Here is a 22,179-nt window from a genome sequence, read left to right as displayed (position 1 = left end):
ATTGCGGCGGTCAGGGTGGTTTTACCGTGGTCAACGTGGCCGATGGTGCCAATGTTGCAGTGCGGCTTGCTTCTGTCAAAATGTTCTTTTGCCATGATTCTATCTCCAATTAGTGAGAGCCCAGATCGGGAGTCGGACCCGAGACCTCTTCCTTACCAAGGAAGTGCTCTACCACTGAGCTACCTGGGCATAAGCCCTATGGCACCTTTCAGCACCATAGGGCGTTGTTGCGTGGGCCGTCGTGGATTCGAACCACGGTAGGCGTAAACCAACGGATTTACAGTCCGTCCCCATTAACCACTCGGGCAACGACCCATTATGTTCAAGCCAAAGATAGGAATCGAACCTACGACCGGCTGATTACAAATCAGCTGCTCTACCAGCTGAGCTACTTTGGCATGCCTCCTAAATCCGCATGGATATAAGAGTGTGCCAAATTTAATAAGTTTTATGCCGTTTTGTCAATGAAAATCAAGATTTTAGAGCAAAAAAAATGATTTTTTTTCCTTTTCGACAAAAAAGACGTACACAAAATGAGTTAAAAGTGTGAATAGATTGTTGATAGTTTAAAATGGAGCAAAAAACTATATTTTGGACATGGAAAAGAAAGGCATAAGCCATACCTGCAAAATCGAGGTCCGCTACTCCGAAACCGACGCCATGGGGGTGGTCCACCACGGGTCGTACCCCATCTGGTTCGAGCAGGCCCGCATCGACTTCTTCAAGGCGATAGGCGCGCCCTACACCGAAATCGAGAAGGAAGGGTTCGAAAGCCCCGTGCTGGAACTGGTCGTGAAGTACAGGAAGGCCTGCAGGTTCGGCGACGTGGTCGACATCGAGACCGAATTCTCGCAGGTAGGCAGGTACAAGTGGAAATTCAACTACAGGGCCTACGTGAAAGGCGAACTTTGCACCACGGGTTCCACGCTGCACGCCTTTACCAAGGGCGGCGAGCCCACCGCCGAGAAGCCCGAATGCTTCAAGCGCGTGGAAAACCGCCTGTTCCCTAGTAATTAGTTATTAGTCATTAGTCTTTAGTTGTTGGAATTGCAGGCTTCGCTAAGCAAGCACTGGAACGAAGTGATCGTGTGAGCGTGCGAAGCATGCGCGAAGCCAACATTATATAGAAAGCCACGCATTATTTAAGCATGGGCTATTCACCAAACCACATGTCTTCGAAGGATGTCGCGCCGGCAAGGAAGGCGGGGCACGCATAAATTTCCATCCCCTCCCTGAGATCTTCCAGGTTATCGCCAATCGACCTGTAGGTAATGGTACTGCCGTCGCACGTCACGTCGGCCCTCTCGCTATCGTGACGGTACGCGAAGCAGACATCTTCAAGAGTCTCGGCATCCACGCCCGCGTAGATTTCCTGCATGTACACATCACCACCAACATCGTATGCCTCGATGGCGACCGACCTGTCCGGATACCCTATCAGCATAACGAGGGTATCCACCTTCTGGTCGACAATGCAGCGCTCCGCCGGCTCGTAATCGCCCTCGCCCATATCGGAAGCCTTCACCTGCTCTATGTAGTAGTCGCACTGTTCCTTCATCGCGTCAACTGCGGTTTCGTAGGCGCCCGCCAGCTTTGCCGGGGTCGAGGCAATTTCCATGGACGCATTGACCTCCGTAGACGAGCAGGTTACCGAGCCTCCCTTCGGCTCATATTCCTGCCTGAGCCCCGTGCAGTTGGCATCCATGCTTTCCTTGAAAATATTCGAGTTCGACACAAACACGTCGGAGACCGTTACCGAAGAGGAACCTATCTTGATTGTGGACGTGTATTCCAGCGTGCCAAGAGTCGGCACAACCTGGTCGAACACCATCGTAATGCGCTTGTCTTCCACATAGACGCTGCAACGGCCCGTAATGGAACTGGCCTTGGCGCTGAGACTGTACACCAGGTCGCCGCGGGAATCGTCGCCGGACGACGTGGATTCGGTACAGGCAAGGAAGATAAACGGGATGAGCAATAGTGCAAGCGTGCCGAGTTTCATGCGAGGCTCCTTTCTTTATGGCATAATATAATTCTTTTTTGCGGGAAAAAGAAACGAACATATAAAAATGGCGGCCCGAAGGCCGCCATACCAATAATGTGCGTATGCCCGCCCTTATGCACACCGAAGGTGTGCCCGTGCGCTTAATCGCCTCTTCCCTAAAATAACAGCCCTACTCTAGGCGATTATGCGCGCGGCGGGAGGGTCTTAGGGAGGGCTAGCCGTGCGTACGCCCGCCCTAATCTAAAAGGCCCTACCGGACAGAAACGCGCTGGATTTCGTGCCCGATACGGACAAGGTAACTGCCCGCGCGGCTGACCGGGACGGAGAAGTTCGCCTCCCCCACCCTGCCGGAACTAAGCACGCGCCCCTGCATGTCGAACAGGGCGAAGGCCGCACCCGTGCGGGCGCCCGACACCTGGATTTCGCGGGCCACCGCAGTCACGCGGAACGAGGGCGCCATGGCGATAGCCGGGACGGCGTCGCCACCTTCGCTGCTGCTGGACACACTTGCCGAACTGGAGCTAGACTGCGGTATGTCGCTGGAACTGGACTCGGGCATGCTGCTGCTGGACACACTTGTCTCGCTTGAGCTCGACTGCGGTGTGACGCTGGAGCTGCTGGAACTTTCGGGTTCAATCGGCGCGAAGTTCGCCGTGACCGTAGTATCGGAAACGACCGTGAGGCGGTACTGCGTGCTCACGAGGCGCACGTCGTCTTGCCAGTTGCTCAGCACGTAGCCGTTATCCGCGACGGCGACAAGTTCAGCCTCTTCGCCATACTTGTAGATTCCATTTTCCTTGAGGCCCCTCACTACGCCCCAGTTCCCGTTGTTCACCTTCACGGTCACCTTGTATTCCTTCGGTTCCCACTTGGCGTAGAAAATCTTGTCGCCCGCATCCTTACCAGAAATTTCGGTGACGACGCTGCCCTGGAAGTTGGCCGACCTGAACCAGCCCCTGAAATCGTAGCCCGTGCGCGTGGGTTCGGGGAGCACAAGCCCTTCGCCGTACGTGTATGTCGTGGGAGCGTTCTCGAGCTTGCCACCGTTCAGGTTGAGTACGAGGGCAAATTCGGACTTCGTCACGAGAACCGGGTATTCGTCGCCCTGCGTCCAGGCCGTACCGGTAATGCCGTTTTCGACAACGACTCCTTCACCGTCCTTCTGTACATAGTTGTGGAGCGAATCCGCGACCGTGCCGTCCCTAAACTTTTCCATCGGGAGAATAATTCCGAGCGACGTGGTATCGAGACCTTCGACAGTCGGCGCAACGAAGTTGTTCTCGAAGACAAGATTCGTGCTGTAGGACAGCGCCATCACATAATCGATGGCGCCATACCTCTCGTTTGTCCTGGAGATTTCGCCAATGCTGTAGTTGTTTGCGACAATACCGAAAACATCGCTATAGTAGACACGCGAAATAAGGCCCGCGACATACGTGTTATTCGGGCTCGTACTGCGCACTGCACCCGTATTGTAGTTGTTCGCGATTGCAACTTCCCCACTGCCAGATATATCCGAAATGAGACCCGCCATATAGGCGGAAGGCCCGCTGATTTCACCGGCGTTGTGGTTCTGGACGAACGTGAGCTTGCCATAGGACTGCCCCAGGATTCCTGCGACCAGGCCCGCATTGTTGTTGAAGATTCGGGCGACCACCTCGCCGTTGTTTTCACAATTCATGATGGTCGTTGTACCCGAAACACCGCCTACAATGCCACCCGTTGAAGAATAGCCGCCTACAATTTTCGCATTGTTGACGCTATTGGTGATGCTGATTGTCCCGTACAGGTAGCCACCAAAGCCACCCGCATTAGAGTACCCCTGTATCACACCGTCCGAGGTAGAATTGGTAATGGAGAGCGTGCCGCTACTGTTGGCAACAAAACCGCCAACGACGTTCGAATCGGATTTCAGGAAGCCCTTGAAATGGCAGCTATCCATCTCAAGTATCGCTCCCGGATAGTTGACCCCTCTTGAGCTTCGCGCACCCTTGATAGATGCCACAAAGCCGGCCACTCCATTCTTCACACCGCTAAAGTAGGTATCCTCGAGGGTAACTTTCTTGATAACGACGGGCCCTTCGGCCTGCAAGGCCGGGTCGTAGTTCCCTTCGTAGATTTCATTGAAGAAGGCCATAGGCTTCTTGGGTGCGGCAACGCCGTAAAGGCCGGATATCTTGTGGCCCTGGCCGTCGAACTTGCCCGAGAACGACTCTATAATTTCCCAAGGCAGGAACTTCGCCACGTTCGCACTGTCGAGCGTGCCGTCTTCCTTGAGCACGTTCTCGTTCACCACGATATCTGCAGTAAGCTTGCCGCATATTTCGGGATGGTTCCAATACGACATGCCGTGCGTCCCGTTCACGTATGCCGCAAAGCCGTAGAGTTCTGCCGCATTCGAAATCGCGTAGCAGTTGTCCGCTTCGTCAAGTTCCGGCATCTTGAGCTTGAACCAGGCCGCATAATACGTCTTGTCGCCGGAATCGTCCCGGGTAATGGCCGTCACGGGAGTGCCCTTGAGTTCGGCGTTGTCGTACCAGCCCGCAAACAGGTTGCTGTCGAGCCGCACGTCGTTTGGGAGTTCAAGGCCTACACCTTCCGTATAGAAAACCGCACCGCCGGAATAGATGGTACCGCCGTTCGTCTCGTAGGTAACGCCGAAGGTCCTCTGCAGTTTTGCCCAGTATTCCTTGTCGCCCGAATCCATGTTGGTAATGGCGTAAGCTCTTTCGCCCTTGAATTCGGGATTGTCGTACCAGCCCATGAACGAGGCGTTTTCCATGTAGACATCCTCGGGAAGCGCCTTCGAGAAACCCGCGACGTAGCTGTCGAAATACGTAGCGTTATTGCCCTCGAAGGTATGGAACGTCACCTTGTATTCTGCCGCCTGCGAGTTCTCGAGCTTGCCCGAAAGGTTCGGGTAGGCATCTGTACCCACGTTCTGGCCCCAGACGGAGCCGTTCTCGCCCTTCCGCAGGACAAGCGTCACCGTGCCGTTTTTGAACAGGCTATCGGCAGCCGGGGTGCCGGCGAGTTCCCTGTATGCCTGCGTGTTCAGGTAGTAACAGTTTTCAATGCTCACCGTCGATGCGCCTAGATTCCCGGCAATAAACGCCTTGCTTTCCTTGTACATGAGGGATTTCGACTTCCACACGCTATAGCAGTTGGCCATATACAGCGTGGTATTCGAAGACAGGTGAGCCAGGATACCGGCGATATTGTAACTGCGCCCCAGGATAAGGCCGCGGTTGTAGGTGTTCTCGAAATGGGCGGTACTCCTGTAGTTGATACTCCCCAGGATGCCCGCGGCGCCCTGCGCATCTGCGTAAGGCAGGAGCGTCGATTCGTTATATACGCCCGAAAACTTGGCACAGTAACCCGAGCCGTAATTTACACTGAACGGGACACCGACTACCCTGCCGGCAATCGCGCCAAAGTAGGCGGCCTTGACCGCGAAATAGGAATCCACGAGCCCGAAATTCTTGAGCTCGGCAAACTTGTCCGCAGTGCCGCCGATACCCGCGAAGAAACCGAAACTTTCGTAATACGCGGAATCGGCATAGAAGAGGCCCGAAACCACATGCCCGTTGCCGTTGAACACACCCGCGAAACTATCTATCGGGTTCCACGGGATAAAATTCAGCGCAGCTTCCGCATTCTTGAGCGTGCCATCCTCGTTCAGCACGTCGCTATTCACCACGATGTCGTTCGCGAGGCCCGCACAGGCCGACCTTTCCCGAGTATAGCCGGCGGTTCCGTTCACGATGGCGGCAAAACCGTAGAGTTCCGGAGCGGTCTTGATGACGTAGCAGCCCGCATCGTCCTTCGCAGGAGTTTCCATCTTGTACCAGTGGGCATAGAATACCTGCGCGCCCGTCGCATCCGGGCCCACGGCCTGCACCCTGTTCCCGCTAAAGTCCTCCTCGGCGTACCAGCCCACAAAGACGTAGCCATCGCGGGAAACCTTCTTCGGGAGTTTCGCGCCCAAGCCTTCCGTATATTTTTCGACCATGCCGGAATCCACAGTGCCGCCGTTCGTATTGAGCGTTATGGAAGCGACCGCCATGAACTTGCCCCAGACCGTAGCGTCGGTATCTGCTGCGGCGACATGCGTGAGCGTATCGCCCTTGAACTCGGGATTGCCGAACCAGCCGAGGTTCTCGTAACCCGCGCGCTCGATATCGGGGATCCTGACCGCGAAGCCCTTCGGGGCCGCAAGTTCAATATTCTCGCCACCGTGCGTATCGAAAGTGACCGTCCTTGCCTCGAAGGTCGCATTCTTCACCTCGCCCGTAAGCACGGGATGGGCGTCCGTACCCACGTCCTGGCCCCAGACAGAACCCTCGAAACCCGCATAGTCATAGGCATGCATGAGGCTTGCAACAGAGCCGTCCGCGAGTTGTGCCGCCGTGACTGCCGTACCGTAATGCTCGTTTCGGCCGGGAGCGACATAGAATACGTTGTCGATCATTTCCAGGGCATAGCCCTTCTCGCCGACAATGGACTTGACATCGATGGAAGTTTCCTGTTTGTCGAGTTTCACCTCGCCCAAGTTCATCACGTTAACAAGCGCGCCTCCATAGCTCCAGTGTTCGCCCACGATACCGCCGGACGAAGAATCCGACGTGACAGTCCCCAGGTTGTAGGAGTTGACAATCCACGCCCTGTTCATGTAGTAGACGCCACCGACAATGCCGCCTGCACCGCTCCCCGCAAAGACGGAGCCCTCGTTGAAGCTGTTCCTGACAACGTAACCGCCATCACCGCCCGTAGAGCCACCAATCAGGCCCCCCGCAAAGCGCCCGCTCACGACCACGCCATCAAAAGAGACGTTGTCGAGAACCGTGGCCACATTCGAATACGCATGGCCGACAATGCCGCCCACTTCGAATTTTCCGCGGAAATAGGAGCCCTGCACACGTAGATTCTTGACGGTCACTTCGGGATAATTGAACCCTTCCCTGTTAGCGGAATTGTACGGGGCATTCGTCGAACCGATAAGGCCGACCGGAGACTGCAAGGAATCGTTAAAATAGAGGCCCGTGATAGAATGCCCCTGCCCATCGATACTCCCGGTAAACGCGATAAGCGGCGTCCAGGTCGCATAATTTGCCGTATCCGCCACGTTGAGGCTCCCTTCCGCATCGAGGACGTTCTCGTTCACCACGATATCCTTCGTGAGCTTGCCGCAGGCGAGCGAATCCTTCACAAAGCCGTCGGTTCCGTTCGCGATGGCGGCAAAACCGTAGAGTTCGGCCGCGCTCGAAATCTGGTAGCAGCCGTCCTTCAGTTCGGGCGTCTTGGGGGTGACACTCACCGCCCCCGCAAAGACGCTAGAAAGCGCAAACGATGCGCAAAAAAGAAATCCCTGGATCCTGGACATCTTTGTAACTCCTGATTATAGTTTCCTAACATACAAACTGCTTTTTTATTGCTGTTTTGTGAAGACGCAAGCGTGCTTTCGCGTTGTCAAGTATTACAATGCGAATTTGGGCGAAAAACGGGTAAAACAGTCTAAAAAGGGGTTCACGATGTGCGGCGGGCATGTAAAAAATGGTTGACATACGGGAACGCCCCGCAGTAACTATATTTGTGGCATGGAAACTTGCACATTCAAGCATACCGCCCGCATCGAAGTGCGCTATGCGGAAACCGACCAGATGGGAATCGTTCACCACTCCGTTTACGCCGTGTGGTTCGAGCAGGCACGTACCGAATACTTCCGCGAGGCGGGTGCGAGCTACGCCGACATGGAGGCCGAAGGGTTCTCGAGCCCGGTGCTCGAACTGAACGTGCAGTTCAAGGCGCCCACGCACTACGGCGAATTCGTGGATGTCGAGACCACCATGATTCGCGTAGACAAGCTGCGCATCCGTTTTGAATACAGGGCAAGCGTGAACGGCAAGCTGTGCACCACAGGCCACACGCTCCACTGCATGCTCAAGAACGGGCGCCCCACGCGCGAACTGCCAGCAAGTTTCAGCAAGTTCGAATTCGTTAGCGAGGAGAAATAGACGCATGGAAAATCAGGAAGAAACAGTCCAGATTCACATCAGGTCGCTGGACAAGACCGTAGACTTCCCTGTCAGGAGTTCCAGCCCGTGCAAGCGCTGCAAAGGCACCGGAATAAAGGACAAGAAGCCTTGCCCGATATGCTGCGGTTCCGGCAGCATCAAGATGCTCGACTGCATCCGCTGCAACGGCACGAAGCAGATTGAAAACGGCCTCAAGTGCAATATCTGCAAGGGCGAAGGGACTATCTCCGAAGCAAAGACAAACGAGTTCCTCCAGGCCCGCCAGTTCTGCGAGGAATTCCAGAAGAAACCGGCAAAGACAATCCTGATTTGCCTCGCATGCCTCATCGTGCTTGGCGCGTGCTCCTTTTTTATTTCAAGTTACCTGTTCGTAGACCTCCGCATGATACAGTCATTGAACATCTACGTTCCGCTATTGCTCGGGCTCGGCGCCGGATTCTACGTGCTGGTAACCCTCCACAAGATGCACGTGGGTTCGTACCTGCCCGCACCCAAGAAGTTCATGATTTCTGCCGCAGTCATCGCCCTCGGTATTGCGGCCATCGCCATTCCGGGCCCCGTTGCCGGTCGCTACCACTGGATGGAAAGCGAAGCGAAGGAAATCATCAGCGAAGCCCTTGCAGAAGACAACCTTTCTTGCCAGAGCGTCAAGGTATCCAGCCACGACGGCAACGACTATCACGGAATCGCGACGATTTCTGATGGCGATAAAATCAAGATAATCATCCACTACAAGAAAGTCGAAGAAACGAGCCGCGAAATCGGCTACTCTATCGAAGTGGAACCCGTGGAATAAGATATGGACCAGCCGCTCGCCGAAAGACTGCGCCCGCAGAACCTGGATGAATTTTTAGGCCAGAACAAGATTCTGGGCGAGCAGAGCCTTTTGCGAAAAAGTCTCGAGAACGACAACGTTCCGAGCATGATTTTCTGGGGGCCGCCGGGCTGCGGAAAGACGAGCCTCGCGCACGTGATACGCCAGCACACGAAAAAGGCCTTCGTGGCGCTCTCGGCCGTTGCAAGCGGCGTGAAGGAAGTGAAGGAAGTTCTCGCCGACGCCCGCAAGATGAAGGGGCTGTTCCAGGACACCATCCTGTTTATCGACGAAATCCACCGCTTTAACAAGGGCCAGCAAGATGCGCTGCTGGGTGCCGTCGAGGACGGCACGGTGACGCTCATAGGCGCCACCACCGAGAACCCCGGGTTCGAGGTCAACAGCGCCCTTTTAAGCCGCTGCCAGCTGATACTGTTTGCACCCTTAAGCAAGGAAGACCTGCGCACGCTGATTTTCAGCGCACTGCGCGACCACCCGCGGGGCCTGCAGCTCAAGGACGTGGAAGTCGAAGAGGCGGTTGTAGACAAACTAATCACGCAGTCCGACGGCGACGCACGCTTTTTGCTGAACCAGATTGAATGGATTGGCAAGAACCTCGGCGACCGCAAAATCATCGACGAGAAACTTCTTGAAGAGTTCCAGTACAAGAAACCGCTCCGTTACGACAAGAGCGGCGAGGAACACTACAACCTGATTTCGGCGCTCCACAAGTCGGTGCGCGGGAGCGACCCGGACGCAGCCCTCTACTGGATGCACCGCATGCTGCAGGGTGGCGAAGACCCGCGGTTCATACTGCGCAGGCTGATGCGCATGAGCATGGAAGACATCGGCCTTGCAGACCCGAACGCACTCTTGCTCGCGACCGCCGCCCGAGAGGCATACGACTTCATGGGCATACCCGAGGGCCTCATCGCGCTCGACGAACTTGCGGTTTACCTCTCGCTTGCGCCCAAGAGCAACAGCCTGGAACTCGCCGGAATGAAGGCAGACTCCATCGTGAAGCAAACCGGGACACTGCCCGTACCGCGCGCATTCCGCAATTCGGTGACGAAGGTCGGCGAAAAGCTGGGCTACGGCGTTGACTACCAGTACGACCACGACAGCCCGGGCGCATACTCCGCGCAGGAGCATTTGCCCAAGCAACTCGAAGGCACCGAGATTTACCAGCCCAAGCCCTACGGCAAGGAAAAAGCGCTGGGAGAACGGCTCGCGCAGCTGAAGCAGATAAAAAGAGAAAAGAAACAGACCGGGAAATAAATAATTTTTACACAAAAATACGCCAAAATACAACATTTAAACGTATTTTAGTGCATTCATAGAATTACTTTTACACACTTTCAACACGGAAACAGCACGCCGGGAGGGGCAAAATCTAGGATTTCCGGGCGTAAAAACCTATTTCTAGCATAGCATCAAAACTGGAGTGTGTTATGCAGAAAAAGTGTATGGGATGGATAGCCGCGGCAGCGCTTGCGGCAGGGATGGGGGCAACGGCCTCCGCAGCGGAAGGGGACGCCTACACATGGCCCGCCTACCGCTCGGACCTGGATTACGATACCAGGGCGAACCTGGGCGAAATCAAGCCGCCCACCAAGTTCAACAACAATTGTTCGGGCGTGACCGGCAAGAAGGCCGGCAAGTGGTGGGCCTTCTACTGGGGCAAGGATCGCGACAGCCGCATTACCGACGTGACTATCGACAGCCTCCTCAAGAAATACGATACCGACTTCACCTACCTCTACGACAGCCTCGGCTGGGCCCCCGACGCGCAGGCACAGGACGGCCAGTACAGCGCCGTGTACTACTACGGCTCGGGCACGTGCGCGGGCGGCGCGAAGACCGACACCACCGGCGGCTGGCAGACCGTAGTCGCGGGCTACACGGCGGTAGCGGCGTCGTTCTACCCGGTCTACAGCTTCAACACGAGCTGCCCCTACCGCGATCGCGTCTCGCAGATGGACGCAATGATCCACGAGGGCATTCACTCGATGACGAACGGCTACCCCGGCGCAAAGCAGGCGCACTGGTTCCAGGAAGCGGGCAACACGTGGATCCAGCAGGACATGTTCGCAAGGCGTAACGGCGTGTATAGCGGCATGGGATTCCTGAACGCGGCGACGGTCATCGCGCCCTTCATGCCCATCGAGTGCTACTCGGGCTGGCTCATCGACGGTACCTTCGGCGGCCCCGGCGCTCAGGGCGTTACCGGCAAGAACCAGCGCTACCTTCTGGGCGGCGCGCAGTACAGCAACATCTTCCCCACGTTCATGGGCACATGGCTCGGCACGGGGTCCGTGCGCTGGGTGTACGGGCACGCCTACGGCAAGACTACCTACCTGCTCGAAACCTACGGGCTCGACATCGGCCTCGGTGACGAGGGAGTGCGCAGGCTCATTACCGAATTCCGCGCAAGGCTCGCCATGCTCGACATGAAAAAATGGTCGAACGAAATCAAGGCGCTCCTGAACAACAATTTCGGGAGCCAGAGCTACTGGGAACAGGATTACTGGGACAACAGGAACTACAGCTACACCTGGAAAATGACTCCCTACCAGAGCGTGACCGTAAGCAACGGCGACTGGGTACCGAACCAGGACTTGACTCCGGGATGGTCGGGCTCGAACGTAATCCCGCTCAAGCTCAAGGACGGCGCGACGCAGATCAGCATGACGCTCTACCCGAACGGCTCGCACTCCACGAACGACAACATGCGACTGGTGCTCGCCTACCGCGCCACGGACGGCACGCCGGTGTACAGCGCACCCGTGAAGGGCAACGAGACCGCAATCCTCAAGATAGCGAAGACCCCGAGCAGCACGGGCGGTAGCAAGATGGCATTTGCCATCGTGGTGAACACCGACTACAACTACTCGAAGAACCCCGATATGCGCACCTACCACTACGATTACCGCCTCAAGCCCGAGGAAGGAATCAACGGCGCAGGCGACGCGAATACGAAATACTACAACGACTTCAAGCTCGATTACAAGTGGCCCGAAATCGGCGACGCGCCCGTTGCATCGAGCAGCAGTGTTGCGCGGAGTTCCAGCAGTTCTGTTACGCCCGCGAGCTCCAGCAGCGTGAAGCCGGTTTCTTCGAGCAGCATCTCTTCTTCGAGTAGCGAGAAGCCCGCGAGTTCCAGCAGCATCGCGCCGGCGACCGTCGCAGCGACATACGAAATCAAGGTAACCCTCCCCATCGACGACAACTACGCAAGCGTCACGGCATCCTTCGACGTCGCCGAAGTCGCAAGCAAGCTCGGGCTCACCGCGGCAAGCCTCTCGAAGGCGACCTTCTTCGCACAGGAACCGGACGGAAACAACGTAACCGAATCTACCGCGAACGCACCCGGCCACTGGTTCGGCAAGGCGGGCAACGTGGTGGAATGGGGCGAGAACGCCTACGTGTTCAGCGAAGCGGATATCCCGAAGGGGACTCTCGCCATCGGGCACTACCCGAACCGCGTGAATAACGGCGATACATACAAGTTCACCCAGGGACTCGAGTACAACGGGAAAACGGTTCTCTTCAAGGTGACGGTCACGCTCACGAACGAGCAGGGCAGCGGAGCCGGAGAATCCACCACCGCACTGATGTACGGCCTCAAGGGAATCGCGACGCACATGGAACTCTCCCTTGCCCGCAGGAACCTCAGCGTGCGCTACTCGCTCCCGAACCGCGACAACGTGAAGATAAGCCTGTTTACCGGATTCGGCGCGCTAATCGACCAGAAGGTGACGGGAATCCAGAACGCAGGCGGGCACGTGCATACCTTCGACATGAGCGAGATGCCCGCGGGCACCTACATCGTGAAGGTATCGACCGGCAGCTACCACGAGGCGCGTCCGATAAACATCACCAAATAACTGACTCCTCATTCCACACCAACAGGGATAAGGGAAGGCGACCGCCTTCCCTTATCTTTTTATACCCAGCACTCCAAAAATTCCTTCGCGTCACGGCTTTCGACCAGGTTGCCAAGCAGCCTGTGCAACCGCCCGAGCACAGGAGAACCTTCCGGTTCAAAGACCACAACCTTCTTGAAGCGTTCACGGTGCCGGAGCAAGAATTCCAGGTTGTTCATGTCCGTCTTCGGGAAACCGTAACCCAGGAAGTATATCTCCTGCGCATTCTTGAGGTAATAATCCGCCTTGCTCCAGAGCAGGTTGAAAAGGCTCCCGCGCAAGAATGATTCCTTCGCATGCGCCATCGGGATGTAGATGGGAGTGTCTTCGCGGTAGATGGGGAAACTCCGGTCGCAGGGTTCCACCTGGCACACGTTCTTCAGGTCGAGCGGGTCGGAGGCACCCTTCACCGGGTACCAGTTGAGTGAACCGTGCAGCTTGATGAGGTCGACCGTGAGCGTCCGCGGGGCACGAACCGCACTCCGGTCCGCAGGGTCAATGCGCACGCCGTAATCCACCGCCACGCGCGAACTCATCTCCGGGTCGGCCGCAATCACGTCCTCGACAAGCGTATCGTAGTTGAACGATAGCAGTAGCGTATCGCGCACGCCCTCGCCCGGGAAGTTCTCGCAACCCGAAAGGAACTTCCGGAGCACCGCCGCGCAGTCCGCGTCCATTCCCTTGTCGTGCCGGATTTCGCTTGCGATAAACCGCAAAAGTTCGAAACGCAGGCTAGAATGGTACAGGCTCTCGCGCACCCCCGGGAAAATCTGCGCCGAAAGTATTGAGGTCGAAAGCCGCTCGATGTCCAGGTAATCCGGCTGGCCGTTACACAGTTCCAGGAACCGCGTGCAGTATTCGCGCAAGTGCGGGAACTCGTCCGGGATGCCGAAGGGAATGCGCTCGTTCAGGTCGCGGAGCGTGGGCATCTGCGGGCAGAAAGACTTGCTGAAGCCGGAGCCCAGCACAAAAATACGGCGGTATGTATTAGAAGAGAGGGCCATGACAGCAATATAACAATGTGTAGTGTGAAATGTGAAATGGGAAATGTCGTCCCCACTGTCATTCTGGAGCCACGTAGTGGCGATAGAATCCATGCGCTGAATTACTGGCAACTAAATCCCTGCAGCTCGAGGCCCGCGCGCATCTCGCCGTAGGTGGACGTGCGCTTCATGTCCATCGCCTTCATAAAACGGCAGTTGTTGTCGATATGGATGCGGAAGCCCGTCATGGTGGGTTCCACCTCGCCCTTCCCGCTCGAACGCACATGTTCCATCATCTGCACGCGCTGGCTTTCCATCGCCGGCGGCACAAACACGTCCGTCACAATGTCCACGTTCTCGATTTCGTAATCGCCGAACACGAACGAGATAGTCACCAGGTTCTTGAGCCCGTTGAACTGGCCCGGAGTCTTGCACACCATGTTGCGTTTCGCATTCTTGACCTTCTTCTGCTTCACGGCGGGTTTTGCCAGCGGACTCGGCGTGTATTGCAGGGCAGAGAGCAGTTCCTCTTCCTTCACTGCGCCCACCAGCTGGTTTACAATCTTGCCGTCGCGCACCATGAAGAACGTCGGGAACGCGCGAATCGGGAGCGTAGCCTTGATCTTGTCGATGCCCGGTTCGTCGATGCCCACCGTCGCAATCTTGATGTCGGGATAGTTCTTCGCGATACCGATGAGCGTCGGGATCATGATGAGGCACGGCGGGCAGCTCGTAGAAGTGATATCCAGGATGACCGGCTTCTTGGAATGCAGAACCTCGCTCTCAAAGTTGGCGTCGTTCACCTTGACAATCTTGATGTCTTCGGCCGGGGCCGCCTTTGGAGCAGCGAACGTGTAAGATGCGCCGCCTGCCACGAAGAGCAGGGTGCAGGCAATAAAAGCAATAAGTCTTTTCATAGCGTTACCTTCTACACCGAAAAGATACAACTTTTTGCATCGGGCGGCCGTTATAGGATTTTCTGATAACCAATTTTGCTGGGGCAAATACGTTTCATTCACCAAACCTTTCACCGAGCTCCCTATTCAACTTGTTGGGTGCTTGTTGGGTGCTTGTTGGATAATTTTGAAATCGATCGATTAAAAAACGGTGATGTCCCCATGGAATAGAAAAGATGTCATGGGCAATTTGCTCAACAACTTGTTGAGTAATTGGAAAATCTTCCTTTTGTTCCCCGATCTTGGGTGCATTTTTTGGCTCTTGCGGTAACGGGTAGAGAGTTCCTTTACCCAGCGGGTGTAATCCTTGTCCAAGATATTGATGGACTTCTTTGCCATTTTGCCTCCATTTGACCGCTTTGGCGGCCGATTGATGTCAGAGGCGTCCCCTTTATTCTGAAAATCCGAAATAAAAAAACGCACTAAGCCGAGAGCAGCGGAAATAAACTTGTTTATTTCCATTGCCGAGGCCAAATGCGTTGCGTTATAAACGCAAAGACGCATTTTTCCATTAGACGGAAAAACACGTCAGGCATTAATGTACCTAATATTCAGAAAACTGGCACCAATGCGTAAGGCGAGTGTCGCAGCCATGCTTGCATGGATATGACCGAGCCTAGCATTTGGCGCTTGCGCCAGAGGCCCAACGAAATTTTACAAAGAGCTTCAACTACTTCGCGTAGCCCACGGGGTTGTTCAGCAAGGGCACCTGAGGGAATATCGGGGCACTGCATGCGACTTGATTCAGCGGAACTACTGGACTTAGCCGAGCTGCTCGAATTATCTTGGCGGGAGCTCGAAGACATGTTGTAATTCTAGCCCTCCCGTTTCTTCAACTTCAATTTATTTATTACCTTCGAAACCTCCAACACCACATCCGTGTACTTTGACTTTTTCGTGTCGAAGCAAAGGTCTTTATCTACGTCAATGAATCTTATGCAATTTCCTCCGGGGAAACGCAAAGAATATGACACCCCCTTATATGTACTGCATATCTCTTCAAAGAATTCTACAATCTTGCGAGATTCATCTTTTTCTTTTTGCAACGGCGTAAAAATTCGCTCTATTTTATCGTACAATTTTTGTTCTTCTTCAGTGAAGCCGCTTTCACCATCAGCATATTGTCCCCAGTAATACATCATTTCAACTTCTTGTTCTGTAAATGTATAGTTCATTTTTTCCTCGTTTTTATGATTAAGTTTACAGTTTTTGGATGCGTCCAAAACATTATGATGTTGCTCTTTTTTTAAGTCCTATTCTAAAACTAAATCCACGGCTATGCCGCGTCAAGAGCTTGAACTGTTACTCAATTTTAGAGTACGTTTTCAATTATTTCCCAATATCCGGTTTTATTACTGCCGACTCTCTTCAGAACACCCAATTTCTGTAGTTTCGTTATACTTCTGGTGACAGAGACACGGTGAAGATTTAGCTGTTCGGCAATTTCAATTTGAGTAATTATCGGATTACTCAAGATTTTTTCAAGAATTTTCTTTTGACTATCGGTCAGTTTTATTGTAGCGTTTATTGTAGCGTTTGTTGTAGCCTTTACAGTCGGGTTTATTGTCGGCTGCCCTTCATTCAGTTCAAACGGGGTCACGTTAATCCTATTGAACGGAATCGTCACCACGATGAAATTCTTTTCAATTTTTATGGATTCGCGGCCATACGCCCCAACAATCTTCGGAACGCCGCGCCCCGACCGTTCACTCAGCCGCAACTGCAAGAACATCGAGGCGAGAATTTCGTGAGTTGAATTATGGATTCCCCACACGATATAGCCAAATTCCCGGCCACACAATGCAGCCCCGTTCGAAATCGCCGAAATGTACTCGCCAATCTCGTCCTTTGAAAACCAGCTTTCCTTAAAGTCCAACCACTCATATTCATGCGGAAGGGCCACCAAGTTCTTTATAAGGTCCTCTAATTTTGCCATAAGTTGATGCAGCCTCCATTTGACCGCTTTGGCGGCCGATTGATGTTAGAGGCGTCCCCTTTATTCCGAAAATCGGGATAAAAAAAACGCACTAAGCCGAGAGCAGCGGAAATAAACTTGTTTATTTCCATTGCCGAGGCCAAATGCGTTGCGTTATAAACGCAAAGACGCATTTTTCCATTAGACGGAAAAACACGTCGGGCATTAATGTACCTATTATGCCCAAAATTGGCAAGGGGCCTAAGAAAATTTTACAGAGTGAACTATTCCTAACGCAAAAAGTATATATTCTATTACATGATAACGTTTATAGTCATTCTCGGTGCAATCGTCTTTTGCATGTGGTTCTTCCAGAACCAGATTGTCGGGCACATCGGCGAGAAGCACACGGCAAACAGAATCCGCGCCATCAGCAAGGGAACCGTCTTCAGGGATGTCTATGTGGAAGGGAGCCACGGCGTACAACAAATCGACATTATCGCCGTGACCGAGAAAGGCATCCTCGTCGTAGAAAAGAAGACATACATCGGGCTGATTGTCGGCAACGCCTACGACAAGCAATGGACGGTAATCGCGGGCTGGGGCAAAAAGAAATACTCGATGAAGAATCCGCACCACCAGAATTACGGGCATATCATGGCCCTACATGAAATGTTCCCGGCACTCAAGGACAAGTTCATCGACCTCGTGATATTTGGGAACAACGCGAAACTCGGCGACAGAATCCCCGAAGGCACAATCCGCGACAGGGATTTCAAGAAATACTACAAGGCCCTGCCCACAAAAATTTACCCGACTGAAATCGAAGCTATCGCCCGAGAAATCGCCTCGCTCAACGCAGACCGAGCAAGGCTCAAGGCGATGCATAAGGAAAAGATTAAAGGGATGAAGAAAAAATAAGCACCATTTTTGTTGACGCAAACAAAAAAGGTTAATTGACATCATCAGTCATCATCTTAAACTTAACAGCATATCCCATTATTTTCGCATTGAACTTTTCTACGAAACTTTTCTTCGTTTCGTTTGCAAATGGAGCAATTACCGGATAAACTTTACCATCCTTGACCAATGCAAGGTCGTATTTTCTCTTATTTTCAGACAAACAAGCAAATTCAATCTCACCCTCTGAAATATCAAACGTGTCATTGGATACGTGTTTTACCTCTAAGAAGCGCCATTCTGTAGAACCATTCAACTTGTAGTCTATGTCATAATGCGCTCCATCATCCTTATCCGCGGACTGCGAAGTTGAACTTCTTTCTCGATAAGCATGTTTATTCTCTTTAAGCCACTGAACAACAGTTTTCTGGGCCAACTTTCCGTGATCCTGCTTTATACGCTCCGCTGCAGGAGAAGAATTGTGTGGGATTCTAGGAGAACTCTTCCCTTCGCCAGTTGAAAACGTCTCTCTTGTTTCAGCCGGCAAAATCTTAACTTCAGTTGCATCTATATTAGAGGGAGAACTTGTATTAAACGATTTATAATCATTCAGCGGTTCGCTACTATTCTCGGCTTCTTCTGTTAATTCAGCAAAAAAACTATCAAACTGAGCATCATAACCCTCAAAATACACTAAACCCGCCAAATCGTTCGGCAAAGCAGTCTCATTACCATCAGGAAGGTTATACTGATATTTTTCCTGATATGGTTCAACATCTTCTTGTTCTAGATCTATTTCAAATTTTTTTCTAGCGAACTCAACTACAATAGAATTATAGTCAATATCTAACTCAAATGAATAATCGTTAAAATCTATTTCTTGATCACAATTTCTAAAAGCCCAAATATTATTCTTAAAATTGATTCGTGGTTGTATTTCATCTTTAGGAAGAGCATTTGTTTTCTTCCAAAGAAGACTTGTAAATTTACTCAAATTATCCAATATCGAATTTCTAACATGATTTTTATGATATTGGATAAGTCCATCTTTATTCAGACAGCGAGATAAAAGTATTCCCGTCTGATCTTTCACAACCTTTAATAAACAAATAAACGCATCATTCTGCACATCAAAGAAAACAACATCATCATAATTTTGCGGCAAAATGATAGAAAGAACGTCTTCAACATAGCTCTTTACACTTTTTTTTTCTGAATCTACAAATAAAGGCAATCCCTTTGCGTCTAAAATTCTGTTCCAAAAAATGATTTCTGGGGTTTCGTTTACGCCTAAAAGTTCCTTACATTCTCTTAAATAGTCTGAACCATAGTCAGAACGTATTTCCTTTTCTGTATTTTCAGCATCACTATTAATAACATCTCTAAAAGTTTTCTTTAACTTTATATCATCTAAACGGAATTGCATCATCAGCACTTCGGCACAGGCATCCAAAAATTCAAGCTTGCTAACCAATGTCCTAAAATCTAAATTGGGAACCTTTATATACGCATTATCGCCTTTTGAAATAAAATCATAATCCTCAAATTCACGAGTTTTTTCATTAAAAGTGAAATTTCCCGTAGATATAAGGTGTATTTTTAGATTTACAAGGCGCCTGGCCTCTTCTTTTTTCTTTTCGTAATCATTCACCCCAAGCATTCTATATGCTAAGATGCAACTCTTATGCTTATTTAGATAATCATCAAAGGATTCTGATAATAGTTTATTTTTCTCAACAGCACTTTCTTTTATTTCTAACGCATCTGCAGTGAGTTTTCTAACACCAAATATTCGAACAACATTATCACAACCAGCGCGTTGACGCATTACCAGGGTAGGAATTTCTCTTAAAATTGACTTGGGCAAAACAGCATCATCATAGTAGTATATCTCCCTACATAATTTATATTCAAATACATCGTCTGTATAACATGCCAAAAAGAGTCCTTGAGGAAGATTAATAGGCTCTCTAGATTTTAATATATCTAGTATTCTACTATATACTTTTTGGACATTTCTGCCATCTGGAAATAGCTGCGGAACCTTAAGCAGCATTGAATAGATTGTTTCTGTATCAAGTTCCTCCAAATCCTTTTTTGCGTACAAATGCCGTAAAATTTCATCAGCTCTTTCTTTTTTTATCCCATTTCTCTCCAAAAAATCATAGTCGAGTTTTGATTTTTCGTCTATCAGACGATCTATATCTTTGTCATCAATATTAGCAACAACTTTTTCAAACAACGGTTTTAACTGATAAGCAATAAAAGAATAATCTGCGGGAAAATCATATTTCCCTTTATACCCAGGTTTATCAAATTTTAGACGAGGAGCATTAAGCTCCGACCTTAGTTCAGATTCAATAAATAGTAGCAATAATATTTTGGACGGTGATAGCTGTTCTATTTTCTTTAAATCAACAAGTCTAAAAACTTCATTATGAGGCTCATGTCCACTTTTTTTATACAACTTATATTCAATACACTCTTCTAATAGCGGAATATAATAGCCTCTATCCACATTTGACAATTGATATTTTTCATATTTAACGCTTTTAGAAATACCTAAAAGTATAAAGAACTCTTCTAATTCTTCACCATCCGACACATCCCAAAAATCTTTATCCACAAGATATTCTGAATCTGAAATAATATCTCCATAAACATATTCTGTTCGTGCACCATTTTCATATGTTTTGGAAAAATATAGATTTTTGGGCGATGCGATTTCTTTTTTTCTATTTACTAGCTGAATACCTTCATATTTAGTTTCTGCACCACTTTGCATTGTTTTTGAAAGTAAATGATTATGATAAAGAACAACTATAGTTTCCTTTGCGATTAGAAGTGGATGTTCTGCATTTTTTAAAATCTCATTACACGTCCTTATTATTGTTGGAGTCAATTCGGCCAAGTCATACGGTTTGAGATTAACGAAGGAACCAATCTTTGCACACAATTGTCGATCCTGATGTTCTCCGCTAATTTTAAATACCTGTAGAAGTTTCTTATAGAAATCCTTACCGATAAACTGAAAATCCATGTAGCTGGGCTTATTAATTTTATACGGAGCAGGCGTGTAAATCAGAGAATCTTTATCAATAATGCACCCCTCATCATCAATCAATATTGATATTTTGAACTCCGCCCTATTTGTTAACTGCCTGTTTTCAATTAGGGAACTTAATAGCTCAATCAAATTTGTACGGGCATCAATGGTAAATTCATCATTCCTACATATTGAATCAAATGTTTGCCAAAAATATTTCTCAGGATATTTTGCGTTAGCGTTTAATTCAAGATTCTTCCATGGTGTTCCTATTTTTTTGACTTTTAATATATGCGGAAAATATTTACCATAATCTTTAGCAACTAGCGAACTCATCTCATCAGAATAGTAAACGACATCCGATAATGTGCGATACTTTTCATCAACACACGGAAGCACGCTTACTTCAGATTTGTATTTATTGAGATTTCTCTTAAATTCTTCCAATTTATCCAATAGAAGCGAATGACGCAAGCGCAATAATTCAAAGCTATTCCATGTCGCCTCAGGAGAATCCTTTCTTATAAATAACGCAACATATAATATTTCTTGCGCAACTTTCCTAAGAATAAAATCATTAACACTTGTATTGTTGATGATTTTTCTAGAAGAATTTAAATCAAAGGAACCGTGAATTATGCAGGGTAGAGGAATTTCAATATCGGTTTTGAAAAAACTGTACAGAAAATTCTTTTCAACTTCAAAATTATCTCCTATAGCAACAGCAACTTCATAATGAAGCGCATCATTGTATTTATTATTTTCTTGATATTCTAAAGGCAGTTTTCCAGATCTCTTAAATACCCTATACAAGCAATCTGTATCTATACAATCATTTATTTTTGAGGTTAGATATACATTACAAAAATCTTCTTTTTTCTCAATATCCGATCTGTATTCTTTGACATTTTCATCTTCTACTATCCTTAGCAATTCCATGTTTCTAACAAATAACAAGACTTCAGGAGAGAGAGCCGCAATTTGCTTTTTTATGTCTTCTAAATAGTTGCGTTTATACTGAATAATAATTTCAGTAGTCCAAATAGATGATTGCAGATTTTCCTGGATCGTAGGTAGCGCCAAAATAGGGTACGTGAACGCAGAAGGATCAAATTGTTTTTTTATCTTAAGTTCTTTAATTTCATTATATTTTTCTGCTAAATCTTTTTCAACAGATTCAGTTACAATTTCTGGAGAAAAACTGACTCTACAGCCATTTGACACAACATCTATTTTATCAGCCCAATTCAAAATGGACCTGAAGCCAAGGCCTTTGTTTCCGATATAGATTTTTTTATTTCTCTTTGAACTATTATGCGCGAGCATCAATGATTCAAAGCCTTCTTTTGAGAAAGGTTCCCCCACATTCGATATAATCAACAACTGCTTATTTGTATTCAGTTCTATCTGAACTTCTTTTGATTGAGCATCATCCGCATTCTGCAATAATTCAAGGATTTGACGGCCATTGTAATCCTCTGTAGTGTGCCGTTCCTGTTCATAATCAGAAAACAGGCGATTGATATCATTCAAGTATGTTTGAATGTTTTTGATTTTCTGCAGATTTATATCGTCTAACAAGGCCATAGGTCAACCTTT

Annotated in this window: 15 protein-coding genes and 3 tRNA genes; 6 read left to right on the top strand and 12 right to left on the bottom strand. The window is 50.0% G+C overall.

Features of this window, described 5'->3' with window-relative positions; translation table 11 throughout:
- From BUA44_RS14415 to BUA44_RS14400, 4 genes are all read right to left on the bottom strand, one after another.
- The coding region (locus BUA44_RS14415) for a GTP-binding protein (protein ID WP_139258098.1) at positions 1-95 on the bottom strand (95 nt) is incomplete at its 3' end.
- Between the two features lie 22 nt (positions 96-117).
- Positions 118-189, bottom strand: a tRNA-Thr gene (locus BUA44_RS14410).
- A 43-nt stretch (positions 190-232) separates the two neighbouring features.
- A tRNA-Tyr gene (locus BUA44_RS14405) sits at positions 233-315 on the bottom strand.
- Between the two features lie 10 nt (positions 316-325).
- Positions 326-398, bottom strand: a tRNA-Thr gene (locus tag BUA44_RS14400).
- A 199-nt stretch (positions 399-597) separates the two neighbouring features.
- On the opposite strand from BUA44_RS14400, the gene BUA44_RS14395 reads away from it, so the two are divergent.
- On the top strand, positions 598-1,017 hold the full coding sequence (locus BUA44_RS14395) for an acyl-CoA thioesterase (RefSeq protein WP_072813422.1): 420 nt from the start codon (positions 598-600) through the stop codon (positions 1,015-1,017).
- Positions 1,018-1,153: 136 nt separating this feature from the next.
- Here the strand turns inward: BUA44_RS14395 and BUA44_RS14390 are convergent, their stop codons facing one another.
- Both BUA44_RS14390 and BUA44_RS14385 read right to left on the bottom strand, forming a co-directional pair.
- The gene (locus BUA44_RS14390) at positions 1,154-2,002 is read right to left on the bottom strand and encodes a hypothetical protein (protein ID WP_072813420.1); all 849 of its coding nucleotides are present in this window, start codon (positions 2,000-2,002) and stop codon (positions 1,154-1,156) included.
- Between the two features lie 253 nt (positions 2,003-2,255).
- On the bottom strand, positions 2,256-7,388 hold the full coding sequence (locus BUA44_RS14385; RefSeq protein ID WP_072813417.1) for an InlB B-repeat-containing protein: 5,133 nt from the start codon (positions 7,386-7,388) through the stop codon (positions 2,256-2,258).
- Between the two features lie 214 nt (positions 7,389-7,602).
- Here BUA44_RS14385 and BUA44_RS14380 point away from each other — a divergent pair, with 214 nt between their 5' ends.
- From BUA44_RS14380 to BUA44_RS14365, 4 genes are all read left to right on the top strand, one after another.
- Positions 7,603-8,019: an acyl-CoA thioesterase gene (locus tag BUA44_RS14380; RefSeq protein ID WP_072813415.1), complete on the top strand. Its 417-nt coding sequence runs from the start codon at positions 7,603-7,605 to the stop codon at positions 8,017-8,019.
- A gap of 4 nt (positions 8,020-8,023) precedes the next feature.
- A complete protein-coding gene (locus BUA44_RS14375) occupies positions 8,024-8,836 on the top strand; it encodes a hypothetical protein (protein WP_072813413.1) in 813 nt (270 codons plus the stop codon).
- 3 nt (positions 8,837-8,839) lie between these two features.
- Entirely contained in the window at positions 8,840-10,132 is a 1,293-nt protein-coding gene (locus tag BUA44_RS14370) for a replication-associated recombination protein A (protein ID WP_072813410.1), read from the top strand.
- Between the two features lie 173 nt (positions 10,133-10,305).
- Positions 10,306-12,741: a DUF4859 domain-containing protein gene (locus BUA44_RS14365; protein ID WP_072813408.1), complete on the top strand. Its 2,436-nt coding sequence runs from the start codon at positions 10,306-10,308 to the stop codon at positions 12,739-12,741.
- A gap of 59 nt (positions 12,742-12,800) precedes the next feature.
- Here BUA44_RS14365 and BUA44_RS14360 read toward each other — a convergent pair whose 3' ends face one another.
- The 5 genes from BUA44_RS14360 to BUA44_RS14340 form a co-directional block, all read right to left on the bottom strand.
- Positions 12,801-13,784 carry a hypothetical protein gene (locus BUA44_RS14360; RefSeq protein ID WP_072813405.1) on the bottom strand — a complete coding sequence of 328 codons (984 nt, stop codon included), beginning with the start codon at positions 13,782-13,784 and terminating at the stop codon, positions 12,801-12,803.
- Positions 13,785-13,885: 101 nt separating this feature from the next.
- Positions 13,886-14,680 carry a thioredoxin family protein gene (locus tag BUA44_RS14355; protein ID WP_072813402.1) on the bottom strand — a complete coding sequence of 265 codons (795 nt, stop codon included), beginning with the start codon at positions 14,678-14,680 and terminating at the stop codon, positions 13,886-13,888.
- A gap of 180 nt (positions 14,681-14,860) precedes the next feature.
- On the bottom strand, positions 14,861-15,058 hold the full coding sequence (locus BUA44_RS15445; RefSeq protein ID WP_143152024.1) for a hypothetical protein: 198 nt from the start codon (positions 15,056-15,058) through the stop codon (positions 14,861-14,863).
- 476 nt (positions 15,059-15,534) lie between these two features.
- Positions 15,535-15,894, bottom strand: a complete 360-nt coding sequence (locus BUA44_RS14345; protein WP_072813438.1) for a hypothetical protein — start codon at positions 15,892-15,894, stop codon at positions 15,535-15,537.
- Between the two features lie 137 nt (positions 15,895-16,031).
- On the bottom strand, positions 16,032-16,655 hold the full coding sequence (locus BUA44_RS14340) for an RNA-binding domain-containing protein (protein WP_083579652.1): 624 nt from the start codon (positions 16,653-16,655) through the stop codon (positions 16,032-16,034).
- A gap of 297 nt (positions 16,656-16,952) precedes the next feature.
- On the opposite strand from BUA44_RS14340, the gene BUA44_RS14335 reads away from it, so the two are divergent.
- Entirely contained in the window at positions 16,953-17,555 is a 603-nt protein-coding gene (locus tag BUA44_RS14335; RefSeq protein WP_072813397.1) for a nuclease-related domain-containing protein, read from the top strand.
- A gap of 31 nt (positions 17,556-17,586) precedes the next feature.
- Here the strand turns inward: BUA44_RS14335 and BUA44_RS14330 are convergent, their stop codons facing one another.
- Positions 17,587-22,167 (bottom strand): sacsin N-terminal ATP-binding-like domain-containing protein, encoded by a 4,581-nt coding sequence (locus tag BUA44_RS14330; protein ID WP_072813394.1) that lies wholly within the window; start codon positions 22,165-22,167, stop codon positions 17,587-17,589.
- Positions 22,168-22,179 lie beyond the last annotated feature (12 nt).

Source organism: Fibrobacter sp. UWR3, assembly GCF_900143055.1.
Taxonomy (GTDB): domain Bacteria; phylum Fibrobacterota; class Fibrobacteria; order Fibrobacterales; family Fibrobacteraceae; genus Fibrobacter.
Note: the sequence above shows the minus strand (reverse complement) of the source record. Positions and strands in the feature narration are given on the sequence as shown.

What these genes read in the sequence shown, in the direction of transcription:
- BUA44_RS14335 (WP_072813397.1), top strand. Translation starts at nt 16,953, where the DNA reads ATGATAACGTTTATAGTCATTCTCGGTGCAATCGTCTTTTGCATGTGG.
- BUA44_RS14330 (WP_072813394.1), bottom strand. Translation starts at nt 22,167, where the DNA reads ATGGCCTTGTTAGACGATATAAATCTGCAGAAAATCAAAAACATTCAA.
- BUA44_RS14385 (WP_072813417.1), bottom strand. Translation starts at nt 7,388, where the DNA reads ATGTCCAGGATCCAGGGATTTCTTTTTTGCGCATCGTTTGCGCTTTCT.
- BUA44_RS14340 (WP_083579652.1), bottom strand. Translation starts at nt 16,655, where the DNA reads ATGGCAAAATTAGAGGACCTTATAAAGAACTTGGTGGCCCTTCCGCAT.
- BUA44_RS14370 (WP_072813410.1), top strand. Translation starts at nt 8,840, where the DNA reads ATGGACCAGCCGCTCGCCGAAAGACTGCGCCCGCAGAACCTGGATGAA.
- BUA44_RS14395 (WP_072813422.1), top strand. Translation starts at nt 598, where the DNA reads ATGGAAAAGAAAGGCATAAGCCATACCTGCAAAATCGAGGTCCGCTAC.
- BUA44_RS14380 (WP_072813415.1), top strand. Translation starts at nt 7,603, where the DNA reads ATGGAAACTTGCACATTCAAGCATACCGCCCGCATCGAAGTGCGCTAT.
- BUA44_RS15445 (WP_143152024.1), bottom strand. Translation starts at nt 15,058, where the DNA reads ATGGCAAAGAAGTCCATCAATATCTTGGACAAGGATTACACCCGCTGG.
- BUA44_RS14345 (WP_072813438.1), bottom strand. Translation starts at nt 15,894, where the DNA reads ATGAACTATACATTTACAGAACAAGAAGTTGAAATGATGTATTACTGG.
- BUA44_RS14375 (WP_072813413.1), top strand. Translation starts at nt 8,024, where the DNA reads ATGGAAAATCAGGAAGAAACAGTCCAGATTCACATCAGGTCGCTGGAC.
- BUA44_RS14355 (WP_072813402.1), bottom strand. Translation starts at nt 14,680, where the DNA reads ATGAAAAGACTTATTGCTTTTATTGCCTGCACCCTGCTCTTCGTGGCA.
- BUA44_RS14360 (WP_072813405.1), bottom strand. Translation starts at nt 13,784, where the DNA reads ATGGCCCTCTCTTCTAATACATACCGCCGTATTTTTGTGCTGGGCTCC.
- BUA44_RS14365 (WP_072813408.1), top strand. Translation starts at nt 10,306, where the DNA reads ATGCAGAAAAAGTGTATGGGATGGATAGCCGCGGCAGCGCTTGCGGCA.
- BUA44_RS14390 (WP_072813420.1), bottom strand. Translation starts at nt 2,002, where the DNA reads ATGAAACTCGGCACGCTTGCACTATTGCTCATCCCGTTTATCTTCCTT.